The following is a 20,532-nucleotide window of genomic DNA, read 5'->3' on the forward strand; positions in this document are numbered from 1 at the left end:
GACGCAGGTCTGAAGTAAAAGATGTGCGGTCGTTGCGCTGTGAAGCTTGGCTTTGCGCGCCACTGTGCTATCGCCATCCGCCATGCGTCAGTTTCTGGACTTTGAGAAGCCGGTCGCCGAGCTTGAGACCAAGATCGACGACCTGCGAAATATGGCCGCCTCGAGCGAGGGCGCGCCTGATGGTGTCAATATTTCCGACGAGATCTCGCGTCTGTCGGACAAGGCGGAGAAGCAGCTTCGCACGCTGTATGCGAAGCTTACTCCCTCGCAGAAAGTGCAGGTCGCGCGTCATGCGCAGCGTCCGCATGCGCTGGATTACATCCGCGCGACGATCTCCGATTTCACGCCGCTGGCGGGCGACAGGCAGTTCGCCGACGACAAGGCCGTTGTCGGCGGTCTGGGCCGGTTCAATGGCCAGTCCGTGGTGGTGATCGGCACGGAACGTGGGTCGGATCTCGATACGCGGCTTGTCCACAACTTCGGCATGGCTCGCCCGGAAGGCTATCGCAAGGCCATGCGCCTGATGGAGTTGGCTGGGCGTTTCGGCCTGCCGATTCTGACATTCGTCGATACGTCGGGCGCGTGGCCCGGCATCGATGCGGAAGCGCGCGGGCAGGCCGAGGCTATCGCCCGTTCGATCGAGACCTGCCTGACAGTTCCCGTGCCGCTGGTTGCAACGGTGATCGGTGAGGGCGGATCAGGCGGCGCCGTGGCGCTGGCGTCAGGCGACCGCGTGTTGATGCTGGAGAACGCCATCTATTCCGTCATTTCGCCGGAAGCGTGCGCGTCGATTCTCTGGAGAGACCCGAAGCAGGCCACGACTGCGGCGGAGGCTCTCAAGCTGACAGCGCAAGACCTGCAGAAACTTGGGCTGATCGACAGAATCGTGACCGAGCCTGTCGGCGGCGCACAGCGGGATCCGGCGTCGACCATAGAGAGCGTAAGGAACGCGATTTCGGAAGAACTCGCGCAACTGGTCGGGTTGGAGCCTGCGCTTCTGGTCGCGCAACGGCGAGACAAGTTCGTCGCTATGGGGCGTGACGCTCTGGCGTGATGTTTTCGGGCGCGGGTCACGCGCCCGACAGGCTCGGGGGCTTCCGGCTACAGCGCGACGCTCTCGAAGCGACAGAGCTTCAAAGTGGCTGTTGCCGAGGCGGCATCTTCTTCCGCCAGATACTCGTCGTTCACCCCTCAGATGGGCGATTCTCCCTCGATTGGATCGCCGCCCGCCGCAACGATCAGGTTGCGGATTTCCTCAGACGCCGCCGCCACATGGTCGGCGTTCGCGCCTTTGGCGACCAGAGCGACTCCCCGTCGTCCGTCCCCGCGCATAAAGGGGTAGGAGCCGATGTCGAGATCCGGAAAACGATTCTGCACCGCTTCCAGCGGCGCGGCGATCATGCTCTCGAACAGCGTCGTCGTATGCCAGGTGCGCGACGTGATCGGCGATCCGCGAAGGAGGTCAGGTTCCACCGCCTCATACATCGATTGCATGATGGACGGCACGCCAGCCATCACATGGACGTTGCCGATCGTGAAGCCGGGAGCGACGGAGGCTTTGTTGACGATTGGCGTCGCTCCTTTCGGCAGCATGGCCATTCGACGCCGCGCCTCGGAGAACTGGTCGACGCCGTAGTGCGCCTCCATCCGGGCGGCGGTTTCCTGATGCAGTTCGAGCGTCGTGCCGAACGCTTCGGCGATGCAGGCGGCGGTGATGTCGTCGTGGGTCGGACCGATCCCTCCGGTGGTGAACACCTGCCCGAAGCGCGCCTTCATCTCTGTCACGGTGGTGACGATAGTCTCCCGGATATCCGGGATGATTCTGACCTCGCGCAGTGGCGCGCCGAGTGCGCCCAGCCTCTGGGCCAGAAAACGAATATTGGCGTCCTGTGTTCGCCCCGAGAGAATTTCGTTGCCGATGACGATCAGCGCGGATGTTGGGTTCATCGGGAGCTATCCTGTCCTTGGCCCGTTTTCCGGGCGTGTTTTCGCGACCCTGTGTGGGGGCCAATTTTCCGAAATCGTCGCTCGGTTGAGGTGATGGAGGACGGTTGATTCTTTTTGAGCGAGCGCGCCGTGCCGGGCAATGCGCCCATGTGCGGTTGAACGCTCTGTTCGACGGAGTGTGCGCCGTGTGTCCGGATTTAGCCAGCGGACGGCGCCCGTTTCGGCGTCAAAGCAGGTCGCGTAGCAGCGGAATGAATGGCAGGTCTGCGGCGGGCATCGGATAATCTGCGAGTTGTTCCGCAGCGACCCATTTCAGGGTCTGGCCCTCCTTCGGCTGGGGCGCGCCCTTCCAGCGGCGACAGACATATAGCGGCATCAGAAGGTCAAACGTCTCGTAAGCGTGAGACGCGAAGGTAAACGGGGCGAGGCAGGCGCTGGTCACGTCGAGTCCCAGTTCCTCGTTCAGTTCGCGAATTAACGCAGCCTCGGGCGTTTCTCCGGGTTCAACCTTGCCGCCCGGAAACTCCCACAGGCCCGCCATCGGCTTGCCTTCGGGGCGTCTGGCCAGAAGGATGCGGCAATCGACGTCAATCAGAGCGGCCGCGGCCACGAGGACCAGCTTTCGTGCGACGCCTGTGGCGATCGGCGCTGCGATAGCGTCGCTCGATCCGGCGTCAAAGTCGCCTCGCGACGCCTCGAACAAGTGGATCGGGATTTCACCGCCGCGCGCCATGAAGGGCTGCGAACCTTCTCCGATTTGACGAAAGCCGACGCGCCGGAGCACAGCGGCCGAGGCCGGATTGTCCTGCGCCACGGTCGCGCGCAACGCCTGAATGTCCAGGTTGGCCATAGCCCAGCGGGCGACGCGCCCGGCGGCGAGGGTTGCGACGCCACGTCCCCAGAAGGGCTTGCCGATCCAGTATCCCAGCCGGGCGACCTTGATGGCCGGGTTTTTTTCAAGCGTGAGGCCTACGCACCCGATCAGGGCCTCGTCGCCGTCCAGAATCGCGAAATGGTGGCTTTCGCCTCGCGCCGCCTGCTCGCGGGTGCTGGCGATCCATTCCATGGCGAGTTCGCGGGGGTAGGGGAACGGCAGTCGGCTTAACATCCGGATGACGTTCCAGTCGTTCACCAGACGGTGCATCCCGCTGGCGTCGCTGACGTCGAGGGCCCGGAGACGATAGGGCCCTGCCTCAAGGTCAGGCGTCCGGGTGGTATGATGACTTTCCACGAGTGATCAGGTCGGCTTGCCGTCTGGCTTCGTGGCTCCGGCTTTCTTCCTCGCGCCCGAAGTGCGTTTGCCGGACCGCGAATCAGATTTGGCGCGGGCCGCCGTCACGTTTTCAGGCGCCGGAGCGTCACTGAGTGACGGCTGCTCAATGACAGGAGCGGCGGCAGCGTCTTCCTGGCCTTGTGACGACGAGGATTGCGGAGAGGTCTCTTGTGGCGAACTGTCCGGCGTTGAAGCATTTGGCTGAACGCCGCATTCGGCGAGCAGGCTGCGAAGCGCGTTGATGACCGGAAAAACTTCCTGATTGTGATCGCCGCCCAGCTCGTTCCACGCCTTTTGTTCCAGTTCGACGATTTCGCGGTCCTCCGCGAAAATACGCTCTGTGAACGCCACGAGGAACGGCCAGGCGAGGTCGAGGAGGCCGGGGACGCCGGGCTTCTTGACCGACAGCAGGCCGAAAGTGCGGTTGGTGAGTTGGTCCGCGTCCTGCGGCGTGTAGGCGATCCACAGGTCCATGACGGGTGCTTCGTCGCCGGTCTGGATTCGCAGAGTCTGGAACGGGTATTCGGTGCGGATCGTCATGACATCGCGGTCTGCGTATTTGGCCGACGCGTCGCGACGTTCTCCGAAAATTAGTGCCTCGCCGAGGGGCTGCTTGCCGCTGGTACGCGCGAAACTGTAGCGCGCTTCAACAAGACCGGGCTCGCGCTTCTGGCCGAGAAAGCGGGGACGCATTTGCCCCATCTGCTTCATGTGCATGAACTGATGGTTCATATCCATCAGGTTCTCGTGCATGAAACTGTAGTGGCAGGCGACATGGCGCCCGAAGCGGCGGGTTTTGTAGGCTGTATTGTTGCTTTGAGCCAGTTCGCGGCGCAGCGGCTTGGCGGCGGCTTTCTCGGGATCTCCCGGAAAGACGAAGATCAGGCCGTCCTGTTCCCGCACTGGATAGGTGCGCACGCCGTTCGGCAGTTTGCCTTTGCCAAGATACGGCACGTCGATGCAGCGGCCGGAGCGGCCATAGGCCCAGCCGTGGTAGCAACATTGAACGGATTGCCCGCACACGCGCCCTTTGCTGAGCGGCACCTGACGATGGGCGCAACGATCTTCGAGAGCGAAGACGGGGCCTTCATCGGGTCTGACCAGCGCTATGGGCTGTCCAGCGTAACGTGTGGCGATAACCTTGCCACGCTTCAGTTCGCGGCTCCAGGCGACGGGATACCAGAAATCCGGATCGCAATGGATGCGGCGAAGATCCTGTCCGGCGGCGTTTTTTGGAGATGCGGACCGATTTTCGGTGTCTGTAGCGTCAGTCGACGTTTCAGAATCCGATCCCGCGATCACGGGATCGAGGCATGCCTCGGTGGATTCTGAGGGACTTTCGGTCGGAAGAAACTGGCCCATCGTACCCCTTTTTCGCGCTCTCCTGCGCCCTCGCTCCGCCGCGATGAAGCGGCGGAGCGAATCTCGGCGAACTCTTCGCTTATATCACCCAGTTCGTGGTGACGAAGTGAACTGGATCAATATCAGGGATAACGTATGAATTATGAATGAGGCGCCCGAACGGCGGTGACTTCGATTTCGATCAGCCAGCCGGGGTTGGCGAGGTGAGCCACTTCGAACGCGGAGCGGACGGGCAGGTTGGGCTGCGCTGCTGTCCCGAAGAACTGCGTGTAAGCCTTCATCATGCCTGCGAAATCGAGCTTGCCGAGCTTCGGATCCGTGACCATGTACATGTGCATCTGCACGACGTCGCCCATCGTCAGGTTCAGCTTGGCGAGAGCGTCCTGAATTTTTTCCAGTGCGCCACGCGTCTGCGTCTCGGTGTCGCCGTAGGCGGCGAGGGTCTTCGGATCAGCCGACTTGTTCGTCGGTGGGGAACCCATGCCGCTGAGATAGATCGTCGAGGCGCCGGGCGGCACTTCGATGGCCTGAGCGATCGGGAAATGACCCGCCGGGTCGGTGTGCCGGACGACGCTGTCGGCGGCCGACGCGCTGGCGGCGCCGAAGGCGGCGACGCTGGCGATCGCGAAAGTCAGGTTACGGATCGTGGAGTTCATTGCTTATTGCTCTTCCATCTGAACGGGCTGCCGCATCTTCGCAACATCCTCCGGCTTGACGGTTCCATCGAAATGGTTGCCGAAGCTCGTGCGAATATAATTGACGACATCCGCAATCTGCTTGTCTGAAAGCATGCCTGCGAACCAGGGCATGCCCGCACGGCCGTTCAATACCATATAAACAGGGTATCCGGCGCTTTGCAGGCGTCCGTCGCCGGCGAATGCGGGGAAGCCCGAACTAGCCCCGGCCGCGCCCTTGCCGCCGGGCATATGACAACCCTGACAGACATGCTCATAGACGGCGGCGCCGGTGTTGAGCGGCTGTACGCGCCCAACGACAGAACTGGCGGAGTCCGCGTGGGCCTGCCGGGCTGTCAGCGCGGGAGCCGCCGTCGCGGCGACGGCGAGTGCGGCGAGAAGATAAGAACGCATCAGGCGGCTCCGATGGCGCGTTTGTGCAGGGAGGTGATCGCCGCGAGCGAGGACAGGATAGCGCCCTCCTGCCAGCAACCCACGTAGGACGCATGCTCGCCAGCGAGCACGATGCGGTTGTCCATCGTGACCAGCGCTTTGTAGTGCTGCTTGCGCGCCTGCTCGGACCACATGCTGCAGCAGCCGAGCGTCCATGGCATGCGGCTCCATGCGAAGCCGACGCCGTTGGAAAACTCTTCGCGATACTGAGGATGAATCTTGAGGCCTTGTTCGATGCCCGCCTGAACGCGCTGTTCCGGCGTCATACCTGCGAAGTCGTAGGCGGCGGGGCCGAACATGTAGCCGCCGAGAAGTACGCCGGGGCCTTTGGAGAAGATGCCGCCGGACGGGTAGGAGATCTGGCTGATCGGTTGGTCGGTGAAGCTGATGCCGCCGTAGATCTGTTCATCCTGTTCCCAGAAGCGACGCTTGAACTCAAGACCCAGCTTGACGGAAGACGCGTAGGGAACGGCCGAGATCGCGGCTTTCAAAGGACCGCTGACCTGCACGTCGAGCTGCGACAGGACCGGAAGCGGGATGGTGCAGACGCAGTAATCGGCCTCCACCTCACGCATGGCGCCGCCGTGAGCCATATCCGCGTAGGACACTTTCACGCCGTGGTCGTCCTGATGGATCGCCGTCACCTTGCAGTTCAGCGTGATCAGGTCGTGAACCTGCTTGATGAAGCCCTTGCCGATATTGTCCATGCCGCCGACCGGCTGGAACATGGTCGTCTGCATGTCGAGGCGTTCATGGAACGACATGAACTGCCACAGACCCGACTTCATGATTTCGTCGCGAGGCAGCAGGTCGGACGGAATGGGTTCGCCGTCGATGCCGCCACCCTGGGGACGCTCGAAGCCGCGGCGGAGGGAGCTGCGGACGCCCTTCACCCAAGCACCGTTATTCTCAAGACCGGCCCAGCCGCGCATCGCGGCCCCGACGTGCTCGCGCTCGTCCTTGGACATGACGTCGTCCAGCTTGTGCTGGTCGATAGCTTTGGCCAGCAATTCCGCCGTGTAGCCGGTGAAGTCGGAGGCATAGTCACGGTAACGCACAGGTTTGCCGCCGAACATGGCGGAGGAATGCAGGTAGCTGTTGTGGTTAAGTTCTACGAACGGCTCCAGCGCTACGCCGAATTCCTGACAGTAATGCAGCAGACCCTGATGGTGGTAGGGAATGCGCCACGGACCGGGGTTGATGTAGTTGCCCGGAGCAAAGCCCACTTTCTGGGTGTAACCGCCGAGTTCGTTGACGACGTCGCCGCCGCGGAGCGTGATGTTTCGCCCGCCCGCCCGGTTCTGGTACTCGATGATCTGCACGGCGTAACCGGCTTTACGCAGTTCATATGCGGCCAGCATTCCGGCCAGTCCGGAGCCGAGGATGACGACGCGGGTGCCTTTTTTGGCGCCTTTAAGGTCGGGTGAACCCTTGAAGTCGGTGCCCATCGCGTGACCCATGCTGGTCATTGCCTGATAGAGACCGGCGCTTCCGGCGAGCAACCCGATACGGGTCAGCATCTGCCGACGCGTTGGCGCGGCGTGCTGATGAACGTCCGTCATGCAAAGTCCTTGGTAGTAGGTTGGTGTATATTTCTCGGTCGGGAACATTCCCTACACGGATTGATCGCCCTTGCAAATCAGATCGCGAACCTGTGCATGGCTATGGTTTCGGGACGTGTCCGCTTTGCAACGGGCGCCCCGATTTGATGAAATAATTGTTTAATAAGAGGCGACGAGAGGTGTTGGGGCGGCGGCACAAAACGTTCGGCGAATAGGACGATGGGCGGAGGGCGTTCAGGACACGGGACTGGATCGGTCGACGGGATCGATGACTTGTCTGGGCGATTGGCGCCCGCCGCCCGCCCTCTCCTAATACTTATGTGCTCAGCGTGGCTGAGAGGTCGTCGATGAATTGTTGCGCGACACGGCCTGAGCGGCCGCCGCGGGAGATCGACCACGCATTCGCGCGCATGCATAGATCCTCGTCCGAGATCGTGAGCGACCGTTCTCTGGCGTAACCGCGCACCATCTCCAGGAATGTGTCCTGTGAGCAGGGATGAAAGCCGAGCCACAGTCCGAAGCGGTCCGACAGCGACACCTTTTCCTCCGTGGCTTCGGATGGGTTGATGGCGGTGGCGCGTTCGTTGTCGATCATCTCGCGGGGCATGAGGTGACGTCGGTTGGACGTCGCGTAGAACAGCACGTTGGCGGGGCGGCCGGAGATGCCGCCGTCGAGCACAGATTTCAGCGCCTTGTAATCGCGGTCTTCGCGCTCGAAGGAGAGATCGTCGCAAAACACGATGAAAGAACGCGGCGCGCGGCGGAGCAGTCCGAGCAATTCGGGCAGTGTGGACAGATCCTCGCGTTCGATCTCCACCAGAGCGAGCTTGCCTTCGCCGGGCGGGGCGGCGCCAAATTCGGCGTTTACGGACGCGTGGCAGGCCTTCACGAGCGAGGATTTGCCCATGCCGCGCGATCCCCAGAGCATCGCGTTGTTGGCCGAGAGGCCGCGCGCGAAGTGGCGCGTGTTCTCCAGCAGGGTTGTTTGCTGAGATTCAACGCCTCGGAGCAAACCGATGTCGACATGGGCGACGTGCGCGACCGGGTCCAGCTTGCCGCTCTCGGGGCGCCAGACGAACGCGTCGGCGGTGGAGAGGCCATCCAGCGAAGGCGGGGGAGGGGACATACGCTCCAGCGCGGCTGCGATGCGTTCGAGAGTGGGCAGAAGGTCGGGCTGCGTCATGGGCGTCTTTCCTGTGTCGGCTCTGTTGTGCGAGCGGCATATCCGCAATACACGCGTTGAAGGTGGTGCGAAAACTGGCGGCTGGCTTGACGCGGGCGGCTCAAATTCTATGGTCCCGCCCTGTCTGTCAGCGCTCGTCTGACGTTTGCCTCTGGAAATGATGCCTCGATGTTCGACCTCCTGATTTCTCCCGCTTATGCGCAGTCGGCTGGCGGCGGCGCGTTCAGCACGTCCGGCCTGTTGCAGTTTGCTCCCTACCTGCTTGTATTTGCGATCATGTATTTCGTCCTGATCCGCCCGCAGCAGCAGAAGCAGAAGCAGCTTCGTGAAGGACTGGGCAAGTTGCGCCGCGGCGATCGCGTGCTGACCGCTGGCGGAATTGTCGGCGTGGTTCGTAAGGCCGAAGACGGCGCTGATGAGATCGAGGTCGAGATCGCGCAGAACGTGGTGGTGCGCGTTGCGCGCCAGACCATCAGTTCCGTGCTGAGCAGCGCTTCGAAGCCTGCCAACGACACGGGGGCGACGGGTAAGGCGGCTTCCTGACGCCGTTACGCTCAAACAGGGTTCAGAGACGTCGGTCTGTCGCTTTGTCCTTGAGCCGTTTCAGCCATTGACCTGAACAAGGGCTGCAGGTGGATGCGCCAATCTGCTCGTCTGCCTGATTCAGCGTCTCCGGCCTGCCGTCATTTGACGGACGACCTTCCGCCTGAGAATTCATCTGTGTCGCCTGCGCGGCCTTGGCTGCGGCACGGCTCGCGATTTGCGAAAAGCCAGAATCAGTGCGCACAAGACGCCTGCGATAGAGCCTGCGGCAAGCCAGACTGGCGCTCCCACGCCGCCCATCAAAAACAGGCAGCCAAGGAATCCGGCGGCTGGCGCTACGACGCGCACTGCGGATGAGAGGCCGTCCGCTCGTCCGTCCATTCGAATTTTTTTCTGAGCGCGAGCGTGCGCCATAAAACCGACGCACCAGAGGTCGAACGCCTGCACGACGGCCATTGATGCAGCGCTCATGATCCATACTCCAACCCGATCGTGTTGGCCGAGGCAGGATGCCGCACATGTTTCGTGGTTTCGCGGGCGCGTCCGAGCCGCCACCAGAGAGCGCCGCTGATGGCTGCGAACATGAGAGCAGTCGCGTCGACGCCCCAGTAGGTGCTCTGCACGCTCCATGACTGCGTCTGAATCCATGGCCAGCGGGTCACAAGGTCGAGTGCTGGCAGCAGCCCGAGCGCGAGCGCGAGTATCGCCGTTTCCTCGCGCCAGGCGCTGTGTACCCTGCGCCTGAACGCGCTCAGCAGCGCGTGTGCGGCGCATGCGAGCCACACGACGAACAGCGCGCTGGTCTCCCAGGATGCGCGCGCCGCCATCGTTGCAGGCAGAAGCCTGTTCGCCCAGAACACGGCGGCGCATCCCACAGGCAATCCGATGATGGCGGTCATGGCGAGCGCTTCACCCAGAGCCATGGCGACGGGATGCTCTCCGGCGTTCTTGCGGCGTTTCATCAGGAAAAGGATCAGGCCTGTCGACATCATGGTTGCTCCAGCCGCGCCGGAGGCGAAATAAAGCCAGCGCACCGGCGATGGCGCCCAGCGGGCCATGTGCAGACCAGCCATCGCCTGCCGGGTCATGGCGGCGGCGGTAGCTTCATGAGTGAGGCCGAGAGAGCGGCCCGTCAGCCGGTCGAAGTCGATATGGTCGCGGGTCATGCGCAGCGTGGCGTCGTCACCCCGGACAAAGGTGATGCGATCGCCTCGGGGTTGTGCGAATCCGATGTGCCCCGCACCAAACGCGCCGACGGCCTGCTCGTACATCGCGCCAAGTGGCGGGGGGTGCGTCGCGCTGGCGGGTGGCTCCGCGGGCGCGTTGGCGGACGCATCCATTTTCCGTCCGTGATGGTCTCCGTCACTCTTCATTCCCCGCCCATGTTCGCCGGGCGCGCGCTTTCCATCCGGGCGCCCTTCGCCATGGTGGGCGTCCCCCCGCGGTTCCCCACCTGTCGGAAACAGCCGGTTCGCGTGGATCATGATGCCTGTGTAAGGCTCCATGATCAGAAACGGCAGGAACATCACGGCGGCGAGCAGATGCGCGTCCAGCCATGAGCGTTGACGCGGCGCGTTTGGCCGGAACGTCAGAAGATTCGGCAGCATCGCGCGGTAATGCATCACCAGCCCGGACATGAGCGTGACCAGAAACCCTGCCGCGAGAAGCTGCGCGATGATGACGCCGGTCAGATGACCGAGGTGCAGCGTGTAATGAAATCGAAAGAACAGATCTCCGCCGGTGGTGTTGCGCAGTGGAATGACGGAGCCGTCACGCGGATCCAGCGTCTGGCCGACGAAGGCGTCATTTTCCAGATGAAGGATGCTCAGTCCCGGCTCGCGCTCGGAGGGTAGGGAGAGAAACGCCCGCCCGCCCGCCCGCTCTCCTTCGGTCAGAAGGACTGCGGCCTTGTCGAGCGCAGTGGCGCTGGGGGCGTAGGCGGCGCCCAGTGTCATCTCCGGCTGCATCCAGCGCGTGATTTCGCGGTCGAAGACCGCGAGTGTCCCGGTCGTGAACATGCAGACCAGCACGGCCCCGGCGATGAAGCCAACCCATGCGTGCAGCCAGCCCATGCGGGCGCGCAGGGAAGGGGGAGCGGGGCTGGCGGATGTGCTCGGGCCGCTGAGATGGGAACGGTGTTTACGGATCATTGCGCGGGGTTCGTTGCGCCGAAGGCGAGATAAGGAATGGCGAGGACAAGCGCGCAGAGCACCATGACCGCAGCGGCGACGAAACCGCGAGGCAGCGAGCGTGCGCCGAAAATGATCAGGACGATCAGCGGTACGACTGCGACCGCCTCTGCCTGCGCAACGAAAAGGGCGTCAGGGTCGTGGGTCGCAAGAATTGCGGGGACGAGCGTCACGATCGCTAGTCCGGCGGGGTAAGCGGGCGCTGCGGCGAGCAGCAGGCGCCAGGAGAATGCGCGCCCGAGGCCGGGGCGACGCTGGGCTGCCACTGGCGCCGCCTTTCTGTGCTCGGATATTCGGGGATGAAATTTATTGCGACGCATTCGCAACTGAATACGTCGAACGGAACCCGTTGTAAAGCGTGATCGACCGCAGGGGGCGAACAGCGCGCTCCGCCCCGCTTTTCATCATGCTGTCACGCAACTGAAACGTAACTGTCCCGCAAATGTCACGCACGGGAAGCCGCCAGATACGTAGGTTCCGCGCCGGATAACGTCACGAATTGTAAAATGAGAGAGTTGATGACTTCACGCGCCCGGCGCCTCGCCATGCTTTCGGCTTTTTGCGCGCCTTTGGCCTTGCTTTCCTCGCTGACTTCGGCCGACGCGGCCTCGTCATCCACTTCGGCAAAGCGCCACACGACGCGCGCAAAAAACACAACGTCGCCCGCGGCGTCTCTTCCCGCCGCTACGACAGCCTCCACCGCGCCACGCCTGTCCGTGAAGCCAGTCAAACAGGTGGCCGGCTCCACGACGGCGTCCGGGGTGGAGTCCATTGTCGCAACGGCCCGGCGCTCGCGCTCCGAGCAGAGCCTTGGCCACACCCAGATCCAGCGCATCCTTCCGGGCGTGAATCCGATCAAGGCGCTCAGCATGCTGCCCGGCGTTATCTATGAAGACGCTGATCCGTGGGGCAACAACGAGCAGAATGCGTCGCTCTACATCCACGGGTTCAATCAGAACCAGCTTGGCTTCACACTCGACGGCATACCGTTGGGCGATCAGTCTTATGGCAACTATAACGGCCTGTCGCCGCAGCGCGCGGTGATCAGCGAGAACATCGCCAATGCGGCGGTGGCCACAGGCGCGGGTTCGCTGGGCACCGCCTCGACGTCCAACCTTGGCGGCACGCTGGAGTTCACGTCGTCCGACCCAAAGCGTCATGCCGGAGGGCAGCTTTCGCAGACGTTCGGCAGTTGGTCGACGTTCCGAACCTTCGCGCGGATCGATACGGGCGAATTCGGAAATGGTAACTACGCCTATGTTTCGTGGGCGCGACAGGACGCGCGGGCTTGGGATTTTGCAGGCCACCAGGGCGGCAATCAGGTCAACGCCAAGTTCGTGCATGAAGGCCTGCATGACAAGATAAGCTGGTTTTTCGACTGGTCCGACAAGGTTGAGCCGAACGAGGACGGCATCGTCCTGCCTAACGGTTACGGAACATATGTTCGGCCGTTCATTTATCCTGACGCCGCCTACGCAAAAAAATATTTCAATTCGAGCGCCTATACTTCGGCTGGTTTGAACTACAGAAATTATTACAGCGCAGCGCAGCGCCGTGATTTTTTGACGTATCTCTCGTGGAATCACGATTTCAACAGCCATCTGCACCTGAATACAAAATTCTACTATCACAACAACACAGGAGAAGGCGTCGTCGCTGGCCCCATTTCAGCGGCCGGGCTTCCGACTCTTTTCTCGGCATATTATCCGGGTCAGAATCTGAATCAGGTTTTCGGCGGGTCGGGTCTTGCGACACGCACGACCGAATATTGGGACAACCGCGGCGGCGTCATGTCGTCGTTGCGGTATGAACTGGGCGCGCACACGATCGAGGTCGGCGGCTGGTACGAACGCAATAACAATACCCAGGCGCGGCGCTGGTATCCGTTCAGCTGGTCTGATCCGACCACGCCTTATCAGCGCCAGCAGAATGCGCTGATTGATCAATATACAAACAATTTTTACACGAACACCTGGGTCACGCATCTGCAGGACACGTGGAAGGTATCGAAAAACTTCACGTTGAATGCGGGCTTCAAGTCGGAGCTGGTGTACACGAACGGCACGTTGCCAGTCGCGGCCAAGGCGGGGTCTCTGTCGCCGAGCACGGCGATCACGGTTCCGGGCGGCACGGTTGCGGCGGCGAAGCCGTTCCTGCCGTCGTTCGGCGCAGTCTGGAATATTACGCCGAACGAGCAGTGGTTCGCGAATATTCAGGAAAACATGCGCTCTTTCCAGGCGACGGGCTATGGAAACGCAACGGCGTGGGGCGCGACGAGTCAGGCCGCGTTCGACAACTTTGCGCGTAACGGAAAGCCGGAAACATCGTGGACGTACGAGACCGGCCTGCGGACGCATCATAACGTCAACCTGGGCCCTCTGACCGGCATTCAGGCTCAGGCCGAGTATTACCACGTTCATTTCTCGAACCGTCTGGTGGCGATTTCAACGACGCAGGTACTGTCGTCCATCGTCGGTTCGGCGACGACGCTCGCCAATGTCGGATCGGTGTCCACCGACGGCATGGACTTCTCGTTCACGGCGCAGTTTGGCGACCATTTCTCGCTGTATAACGCGCTGTCCTATAACAAGTCCGTTTACAACGATAACTACTCCACCGGCACCTCGCTTGTTCATACGGCGAACAAGAACGTGGTTGGCACTCCGGACTGGAGCGAAAAGTTCATCGCCACGACGAACTGGGGCGGTTTCAGCGGGCAGTTCATCGGGGAGGTGATCGGCAAGCGCTTCACCACCTATACGAACGACATGTGGGCCTCGCCTTACGCAATGTTCAGCATGAACGCGGGATATGCGATCCATGGCATTCCACATATTCCAGTTCTGAGAGTGCAGGGAAACATCACGAACCTTACGAATGTGAAGGCGTGGTCCACAGTGAACGCCACTCAAACGTCCGGGCAGTTCACGGCGTATCCGATTGCGCCGCGTATGTTCTTCCTGACGCTTAGCGCTGAGTGGTAAGATACTCGCCGGAGGCGCCTTGCGCGCCTGCCGCCCCGTCACCAGACTGCCTGGCGGGGCGGCGCCGAAGCGGATGTGCGCTTCGGTAGATGGATTACGATGAGGATACACATGCTTACGCGCAGATCGACGTTCGCTTTCGCCGCCACGACGGCTGCTGTTTCCATTGTCGGGCGTAGCGCAAAGGCGGAGCCGATGCTTGCGCCCAAGCCCCTGATTTTCGCACACCGTGGCGCGTCTGCGCTGTTTCCGGAGCACACGCTGGCGGCCTACGCGCGGGCGATGGCGGACGGGGCAGATTTCATCGAGCCTGATCTGGTCATGACCAAGGATGGCGTGCTGGTCGTGCGTCATGAAAGCAATATCGCGGAAACGACGGACGTAGCCACTCACCCGGAGTTCGCCAACCGCAAACGTACGATGAAAATCGACGGGCGGGACCAGACCGGATGGTTCACGACGGATTTCACGCTGGCCGAACTCAAGACGCTGCGCGCAAAGGAGCGTCTGGGAACGGTTCGTGTAAGCAACGCCCGTTACGACGGACGTTTTGACGTTCTGACTTTTGAGGAAATGATCGATTTCGTGTCGGCGGAATCCGCTGCACGAGGAAAAGTTTTCGGTGTGATACCGGAAATCAAGAATTCCACGCATTTTCATGCGCTAGGGTTCGATCCTGAAGCCGCATTCCTGCGCGTGATTGCCGCCCACGAATATACGCGACAGGCGCCGCTGGAGGTGCAGTCGTTCGAAACGGGCAATCTGCGTGCGATCCGCGAAAAAGTTCTGGCGATCAACCCGCAGGCGCGGCTTATGTTCCTGATGGGTGAACGTAATTACCAGATTCCTGATCTGGTCGCCGCAGGAAAGAAGACGACGTTCGGGGATATGATGACGCCGGAAGGGCTGAAGGATATCCGCACATTTGCGGATGTGATCGGGCCGTCCAATACCGATCTCATTCCTCGGGATGCTGACGGCGCGTGGACGGCGCCCAGCACTCTGGTACATGACGCGCATGAAGCGGGGCTTCTGGTGCATTCCTATACGGCGCGACCAGAAAACATGTTTTTGCCAAAGCAACTCCGCAACGGCGACGGACCGACAGCGCGTAATCCCGCAGGGATGATTGCCGAATTACGTCGCTATCTGGATCTCGGACTGGACGGGTTCTTCACGGACGATCCGGCTTTGGGTCGTCTCGCTGTGGACGGGCGCGGTTAAAGCCGGATTCGTAACCATGCCGCTCATCGGCATGGTTTCAGTTCGCTGATCAGGGCTCGTGGCGTCTACGCGTCGAAATCGAGCCCGAAATCCATGGCGCGCACGCTGTGCGTCAACCAGCCTACCGAGATCAGGTCTACGCCGGTCGCAGCGATGCCGGGCGCCGTCTCGGGCGTGATGCCGCCGGAAGCCTCGGCGATCGCCCGGCCGTCGATCATGGCTACGGCTTCGCGCAGCGTATCGCACGACATATTGTCCAGAAGAACGGCGTCGACGCCGCCTGTGGCGAGCGCCTCCGCGAGCTGGGCGAGGGTGTCGACCTCGACTTCGACTTTCACCAGATGTCCGACATTCGAACGCACGCGCTCAATCGCGGCGCCGACGCCGCCAGCGATGGCGATGTGATTGTCCTTGATCAGCACGGCGTCGTCGAGGCCGAAACGATGGTTGGAGCCGCCGCCGACCCTTACGGCATATTTCTGTAGCGCACGCATTCCGGGCGTCGTCTTGCGCGTACAGCACAGCTTCGCTTTGCTTCCGGCGATCGCCTGGGCGATGGACGCGGTCGCCGTGGCGATGCCGCTCAGATGAGAGAGCAGGTTAAGGCCAACGCGCTCTCCGGTCAGAACGCCACGCGCCGAGCCCTCAATGCGCGCCACCGTGTCGCCCGGCGCCACCCTGTCGCCGTCGCGCGCCAGCATCGTTACGGTCACGGTCGGGTCAATCAGTCTGAAAGACAGCCGCACCATGTCCAGACCGGCCACGACGCCGTCCTGTCTGCTGCGCAGCGCAGCGGCTGCGATCGCATCCGGGGGAACGATGGCGTCGGTGGTAATGTCCCCCGCGCGGCCCAGGTCCTCCAGAAGTCCGGCGCGGACGATGGGCTCAAGCAGCAGGTCGGGCAGGGGATAGTGCATTGTCTTCTTCCGAAATACCGTGCGTCAGGCCGCGAGCATACGCTCGATGGACAGGCGGGCGCGGTCCGCCACGGCGGGGTCAATCGTCACTTCCGTCGTCATGGTTTCAAGAGCGCGACGGATGGCGGGCAGCGTGATCAGCTTCATGTGCGGGCAGAGATTGCATGGCCGCACGAACTCCACTTTCGGGTGCTGGATGGCGAGGTTGTCGCTCATCGAGCACTCGGTCACCAGCAACACCCGACGCCCATCCGCAGTGGCGACGTAATCGGACATTCCCGCTGTAGAACCAGAGAAATCGGCTTCGGCCACGACTTCCGGTGGGCATTCCGGGTGCGCCAGAACCACAAGGCCGGGGTAGGCGTCGCGCCAGTGGCGAATTTCCTCGGGTGTGAAACGTTCGTGGACTTCGCAATGGCCCTTCCACGTAACGACGTCGACGCCGGTTTCTTTCGCAATATTCCGGGCGAGGAATTCGTCGGGGATCATGATGACCCTGTCGACGCCGAGGCTCTTCACGATGCGCGCGGCGTTGCCGGAGGTGCAGCATATGTCGCTCTCGGCTTTAACGTCGGCGGAGGTGTTCACGTAGGTGATCACCGGCAGGCCAGGATAACGTTCGCGCATCAGCCGGACGTCGCGCCCGGTGATGGAGTCGGCGAGAGAGCAGCCCGCGTTGCTGTCGGGGATCAGCACGGTTTTGGACGGGTTCAGCAGCTTCGCCGTTTCCGCCATGAATTCCACGCCCGCCATGACGATGACGTCGGCCTCGACGTTCTGCGCTTCACGCGCGAGCGCGAGTGAATCTCCCGTGACGTCCGCAACGCAATGGAAAATTTCCGGCGTCTGGTAATTATGGGCGAGGATGACGGCGTTTTTCTCCGCCTTCAGGCGCTGGATCGCTGCGATGTCGTCGGCGAACGCGCCCCATTCCATTGGCGGAATCAGCGAGCTCACGCGGTCATACAGGGCGTCCAGAGAGGGCGCTTCCAGGCGAGGCTTGAGTATATGGTTCATGAGCCCTCCGAAGGGCGGCGAAAAAGATTAATGCTCAATATGAGTATTAATCGGGTGGAAGCAAGACCTGCCTCGTGTGGCCTGAGCTACGAGATCGGCGTGAGGAGGGCTTCCCGCGTGGCGAAAGTCAAAAGAAAAAAACTTTAATGCAGCGGGGGTAACGGCCGTGAAGGCATGCTGACGGCTGTCGACCGCCGGAAATGGCGGCACCACACATCAGTGTGAGATTCCACCCGGGTTCGCCGTTAATCGCTGATATTCGTGTTGGCGCGTCCTCCGTCTGGCCGTGGATGTTCCGCAGATATTCTCCGGGCGTTTTCAGGCGCTGTGCGTTACCGTGGTTCGCAATAGCAGCACTCGCCGGGATCTTTTCGCTCGTTTGGCGTCACGCTTGCTGCCTGTTCGTCAACGCGCGCGGACGATCGGCAGCTTCGATCCGGCTACGGCGCGTTCCATGACCACCGAACGGCGAAATCTGTAGAGCCGTGCCGGTCGTCCGCCAGCCTCCCGGCTTTCTTCGCCAGTCTCTTCAATCAGCCCCTGATGAGCGACCTGACGGCGGAAATTCTGCTTATGGACGTGGCGACCGGCCACGCGTTCGACGGCCTGCTGCAGTGCAAACAGCGTGAATTGATCCGGCATCAGTTCGTAGATGACCGGTCGGTAGCGGATTTTCGCGCGAAGCCGCGCCATGGCGGTCGCAAGGATGCGGCGATGGTCATGGCGCATGGCGAGCCCGGTCACGCAGGCGTCGCCGCCGATGTCCGCCATCTGCGCTTCAGGGACAAGTCCTGCCTCGTAAAGCAGTTCATAACGCTGGAGGACCAGTTCGTCGTTCCAGGATTCCCCATTCAGGCCAAAGACCTGATCGCGTCGCTGGCGCAGTTCTTCCCACCTTTCGGGCGACTGCCATGTAATCCAGTCGTCGAGGCGCTGAAGAAGGACGCCGATAGCGGGTGCGGCGTGCGGACACGCCTGATCTTCCCATGGGAAGTAATCGTACCAATCCCTCCAGGCGGCAGGGGACCCGGCGTCGTCGAAGGGGTTGGCGTGTTCGGCGCGACGTTCGGCGCCGACTCGGGTGAGGGCGAGATAGGAAATCGCGACGCGCCGTGGCTCGCCGTCAGCCGGGGGGTGGTCGGCGAAGGTGTAGAGCTGCTCCAGATGCCCGACCGCGACGCCGGTCTGTCGCTCCACGGCGGCGCGCAGACTGGCCTGCAAGGAGCGGTCGTCTGTTCTCAGAGGGCCGTTGGGCAGGCTGCGCCCGTCTTCCAACGTGAGCACGCGGGGCGTGTCGCCGTTAAAGACGACGAGGACGGCGACGAGTTCGGTCTGAACGAGAGACATGTTGCGCACCGATTATAGTGTCGGCGCGACGCTTGTGCACCCGGGATCGTGTTGAAACGGGGTGCGGAGATGCTTTGGTCGGCTCGCCCGGGGCAAGCCGACCAAAGCAGGCTCAGAAGACCTGTCGGAACAGGATGTAGAGGCAGCCGGAGATCGCCATGGCGGCGGGCAGGGTGGTGACCCACGCCATCGCCATTGCGCGCAGGGTGGACCATTGCAGGCCGGAGCCGTTCGCCGCCATGGAACCCGCGACGCCGCTGGAGAGGATATGCGTGGTCGAAACCGGTAGGCCGTATCCTTCAGCAAGGCCGATGGTGCCCATGGCGACCAGTTCGGCGGCCGCGCCCTGAGCGTAGGTCAGATGCGTTTTGCCGATCTTCTCGCCCACCGTCACGACGATGCGCTTCCAGCCGACCATCGTGCCGAGGCCCAGCGCAATGGCGACGGAGATCTTGACCCAGAGGGGAATGAAACGGGTGCCGGCGTTCAATTCGCCCATGAAGGATTTCAGGATTTTCTTCTGGTCGGCGGAAAAGTCAGCTGGGTCTTTCATCACGCGGATTGCGTCGGAGACCAGGTACATATCCGTGCGGACGTTCGACACGCTGGCCGCAGGCACGGATTTGATCGAGCCGTAAGTCTTCACGGAGTGAGAGATATCTCCGCTCAGAGTGGTCAGGGCGGCGAAGACGTCGGGGGACGAGACGGATTTCGCCCGCAAGGCGGCGCCGACCCGATCACGCGCGGCGGCGCTGTCCACGGCGGGCGCGTCTCCGGCATGCAGGTGAAACACGTTTTCGGCCTGATCGGCAGTCTGGATGAAGGCGGGCATGCTGCTGTCCGGCATCGCGCGGTTGAGCGCGTAAGCCGTTGGCGCAGCGCCGATCAGGATCAGCATGATCAGGCCCATCCCTTTCTGGCCGTCATTTCCGCCATGGAAGAACGAAACGCCCGTGCAGGTGCCGATCAGCAGGGCGCGGATCCATGTCGGGGGCGGCTGGTCGCCCTTGGGCGCATCGTAGAGAGCCCTGTTTTTGATGCAAATCTTCATGACGAGCAGCAGAAGCGCCGCCATCACGAAGCCACAGAGCGGACTGAACAGAAGCGCGGAGAATACTTTCTGAACCTGTCCCCAGTCCACGCCCTGCGTCGCGGCGCCAGCGGGAGAGACGAACTGGTTGGCAAGGCCGACGCCCATGATCGAGCCGACGAGGGCGTGGGAGGAACTGTTGGGAATGCCGAACGCCCAGGTGACGAGGTTCCACACGATAGCGGCGATCAGCAGCGCGAAGATCATCGCATAACCGGCGCTGCTGCCCGATTGCAGGATCAGTTCGACAGGCAGCAGGGTTACGATGCTGTAGGCGACTGTGCCGGCGGAGGTGACGACGCCAAGGAAATTCCACAAGCCCGACCAGACGACCGCGACCATGGGCGGCAGGCTGTTGGTGTAGATCACCGTGGCGACGGCGTTGGCCGTGTCGTGAAATCCGTTCACGAATTCGAACGCCAGCGCGATGATCAAAGCCACGCCAAGCAGGACGAACGTGCCGACAGCGAGATGGCTGGTGTCGCCCGCAGCGCTCATGTCGTGCAGGACGCTCCATGCGGCGAAGCCGAGCGCGCCGATGAGCGCGCCGAAGAAGATCGCGGCGCCGAGCGGTTTTCTGCCCCCGTTGAGGTCGGGACGATGCAGTGGACCGGCGGCGTTCTGATAGTCGATCGTTGCGTCTGACATTCTTGCTCCCCGCGCCAAGACGAGGGTCTGAATACGAGAATCGGATTTTAAAAGCGACGACAGTAAAATGATGAATTTGTGACAACCATCTTGCGGCGTCGGAACCATTTTTGAGATAA

At 62.1% G+C, this 20,532-nt stretch carries 18 protein-coding genes and 1 pseudogene; 4 read left to right on the forward strand and 15 right to left on the reverse strand.

The annotated features are described in order from the left end of the window. The first annotated feature begins 82 nt into the window (after positions 1-82). On the forward strand, positions 83-1,054 hold the full coding sequence (locus J2D73_RS07670; RefSeq protein ID WP_207881019.1) for an acetyl-CoA carboxylase carboxyltransferase subunit alpha: 972 nt from the start codon (positions 83-85) through the stop codon (positions 1,052-1,054). A gap of 137 nt (positions 1,055-1,191) precedes the next feature. Here the strand turns inward: J2D73_RS07670 and J2D73_RS07675 are convergent, their stop codons facing one another. The 7 genes and pseudogenes from J2D73_RS07675 to J2D73_RS07705 form a co-directional block, all read right to left on the reverse strand. Then, the gene (locus tag J2D73_RS07675) at positions 1,192-1,947 is read right to left on the reverse strand and encodes a competence/damage-inducible protein A (RefSeq protein ID WP_207881020.1); all 756 of its coding nucleotides are present in this window, start codon (positions 1,945-1,947) and stop codon (positions 1,192-1,194) included. A 226-nt stretch (positions 1,948-2,173) separates the two neighbouring features. Then, complete coding sequence (locus tag J2D73_RS21020; RefSeq protein ID WP_341535049.1) at positions 2,174-3,178, reverse strand: bifunctional GNAT family N-acetyltransferase/(deoxy)nucleoside triphosphate pyrophosphohydrolase; 1,005 nt, start codon at positions 3,176-3,178, stop codon at positions 2,174-2,176. A 222-nt stretch (positions 3,179-3,400) separates the two neighbouring features. Next, a pseudogene (locus J2D73_RS07685) lies at positions 3,401-4,519 on the reverse strand (Rieske 2Fe-2S domain-containing protein); the annotation flags it as partial. A gap of 203 nt (positions 4,520-4,722) precedes the next feature. Continuing rightward, positions 4,723-5,238, reverse strand: coding sequence for a RidA family protein (locus tag J2D73_RS07690; protein WP_207881022.1), 516 nt, complete (start codon positions 5,236-5,238; stop codon positions 4,723-4,725). Positions 5,239-5,241: 3 nt separating this feature from the next. Beyond that, a complete protein-coding gene (locus J2D73_RS07695) occupies positions 5,242-5,670 on the reverse strand; it encodes a c-type cytochrome (RefSeq protein WP_207881023.1) in 429 nt (142 codons plus the stop codon). After that, complete coding sequence (locus J2D73_RS07700; RefSeq protein ID WP_026396677.1) at positions 5,670-7,271, reverse strand: flavin monoamine oxidase family protein; 1,602 nt, start codon at positions 7,269-7,271, stop codon at positions 5,670-5,672. The genes J2D73_RS07695 and J2D73_RS07700 overlap by 1 nt, the downstream gene beginning before the upstream one ends. A gap of 316 nt (positions 7,272-7,587) precedes the next feature. Further along, the gene (locus J2D73_RS07705; protein WP_207881024.1) at positions 7,588-8,454 is read right to left on the reverse strand and encodes an ATP-binding protein; all 867 of its coding nucleotides are present in this window, start codon (positions 8,452-8,454) and stop codon (positions 7,588-7,590) included. 168 nt (positions 8,455-8,622) lie between these two features. On the opposite strand from J2D73_RS07705, the gene yajC reads away from it, so the two are divergent. Beyond that, positions 8,623-8,997 (forward strand): preprotein translocase subunit YajC, encoded by a 375-nt coding sequence (gene yajC / locus J2D73_RS07710; protein ID WP_207881025.1) that lies wholly within the window; start codon positions 8,623-8,625, stop codon positions 8,995-8,997. Positions 8,998-9,168: 171 nt separating this feature from the next. Here the strand turns inward: yajC and J2D73_RS07715 are convergent, their stop codons facing one another. The 4 genes from J2D73_RS07715 to J2D73_RS21160 all read right to left on the reverse strand — a co-directional run bounded on the left by J2D73_RS07715 (position 9,169) and on the right by J2D73_RS21160 (position 11,916). Next, positions 9,169-9,468 carry a hypothetical protein gene (locus J2D73_RS07715; RefSeq protein WP_207881026.1) on the reverse strand — a complete coding sequence of 100 codons (300 nt, stop codon included), beginning with the start codon at positions 9,466-9,468 and terminating at the stop codon, positions 9,169-9,171. Further along, entirely contained in the window at positions 9,465-11,147 is a 1,683-nt protein-coding gene (locus J2D73_RS07720; protein WP_207881027.1) for a PepSY-associated TM helix domain-containing protein, read from the reverse strand. Before J2D73_RS07720 ends, J2D73_RS07715 begins: the two co-directional genes overlap by 4 nt. Then, positions 11,144-11,452 (reverse strand): hypothetical protein, encoded by a 309-nt coding sequence (locus tag J2D73_RS07725; RefSeq protein ID WP_051291823.1) that lies wholly within the window; start codon positions 11,450-11,452, stop codon positions 11,144-11,146. The genes J2D73_RS07720 and J2D73_RS07725 overlap by 4 nt, the downstream gene beginning before the upstream one ends. Before the next feature lie 179 nt (positions 11,453-11,631). Next, the gene (locus J2D73_RS21160; RefSeq protein WP_341535050.1) at positions 11,632-11,916 is read right to left on the reverse strand and encodes a hypothetical protein; all 285 of its coding nucleotides are present in this window, start codon (positions 11,914-11,916) and stop codon (positions 11,632-11,634) included. Here J2D73_RS21160 and J2D73_RS07730 point away from each other — a divergent pair. Both J2D73_RS07730 and J2D73_RS07735 read left to right on the forward strand, forming a co-directional pair. Then, complete coding sequence (locus J2D73_RS07730) at positions 11,903-14,170, forward strand: TonB-dependent receptor (protein ID WP_341535051.1); 2,268 nt, start codon at positions 11,903-11,905, stop codon at positions 14,168-14,170. The two genes, J2D73_RS21160 and J2D73_RS07730, sit on opposite strands and share 14 nt — an antisense overlap. Positions 14,171-14,281: 111 nt before the next feature. Next, positions 14,282-15,394 (forward strand): glycerophosphodiester phosphodiesterase family protein, encoded by a 1,113-nt coding sequence (locus tag J2D73_RS07735; protein ID WP_207881029.1) that lies wholly within the window; start codon positions 14,282-14,284, stop codon positions 15,392-15,394. Between the two features lie 65 nt (positions 15,395-15,459). On the opposite strand, the gene nadC is transcribed toward J2D73_RS07735, so the two are convergent. From nadC to J2D73_RS07755, 4 genes are all read right to left on the reverse strand, one after another. Beyond that, the gene (gene nadC / locus J2D73_RS07740) at positions 15,460-16,311 is read right to left on the reverse strand and encodes a carboxylating nicotinate-nucleotide diphosphorylase (protein WP_207881030.1); all 852 of its coding nucleotides are present in this window, start codon (positions 16,309-16,311) and stop codon (positions 15,460-15,462) included. A gap of 24 nt (positions 16,312-16,335) precedes the next feature. Beyond that, complete coding sequence (gene nadA / locus J2D73_RS07745; RefSeq protein WP_086644417.1) at positions 16,336-17,328, reverse strand: quinolinate synthase NadA; 993 nt, start codon at positions 17,326-17,328, stop codon at positions 16,336-16,338. Between the two features lie 405 nt (positions 17,329-17,733). Then, the gene (locus J2D73_RS07750; RefSeq protein ID WP_207881031.1) at positions 17,734-18,675 is read right to left on the reverse strand and encodes an NUDIX hydrolase; all 942 of its coding nucleotides are present in this window, start codon (positions 18,673-18,675) and stop codon (positions 17,734-17,736) included. Between the two features lie 112 nt (positions 18,676-18,787). After that, positions 18,788-20,413 (reverse strand): inorganic phosphate transporter, encoded by a 1,626-nt coding sequence (locus J2D73_RS07755; RefSeq protein ID WP_207881032.1) that lies wholly within the window; start codon positions 20,411-20,413, stop codon positions 18,788-18,790. Positions 20,414-20,532: the final 119 nt, after the last annotated feature.

Origin of the sequence: Acetobacter sacchari (genome assembly GCF_017377715.1) — a bacterium.
GTDB classification, from domain to species: Bacteria; Pseudomonadota; Alphaproteobacteria; order Acetobacterales; family Acetobacteraceae; genus Acetobacter; species Acetobacter sacchari.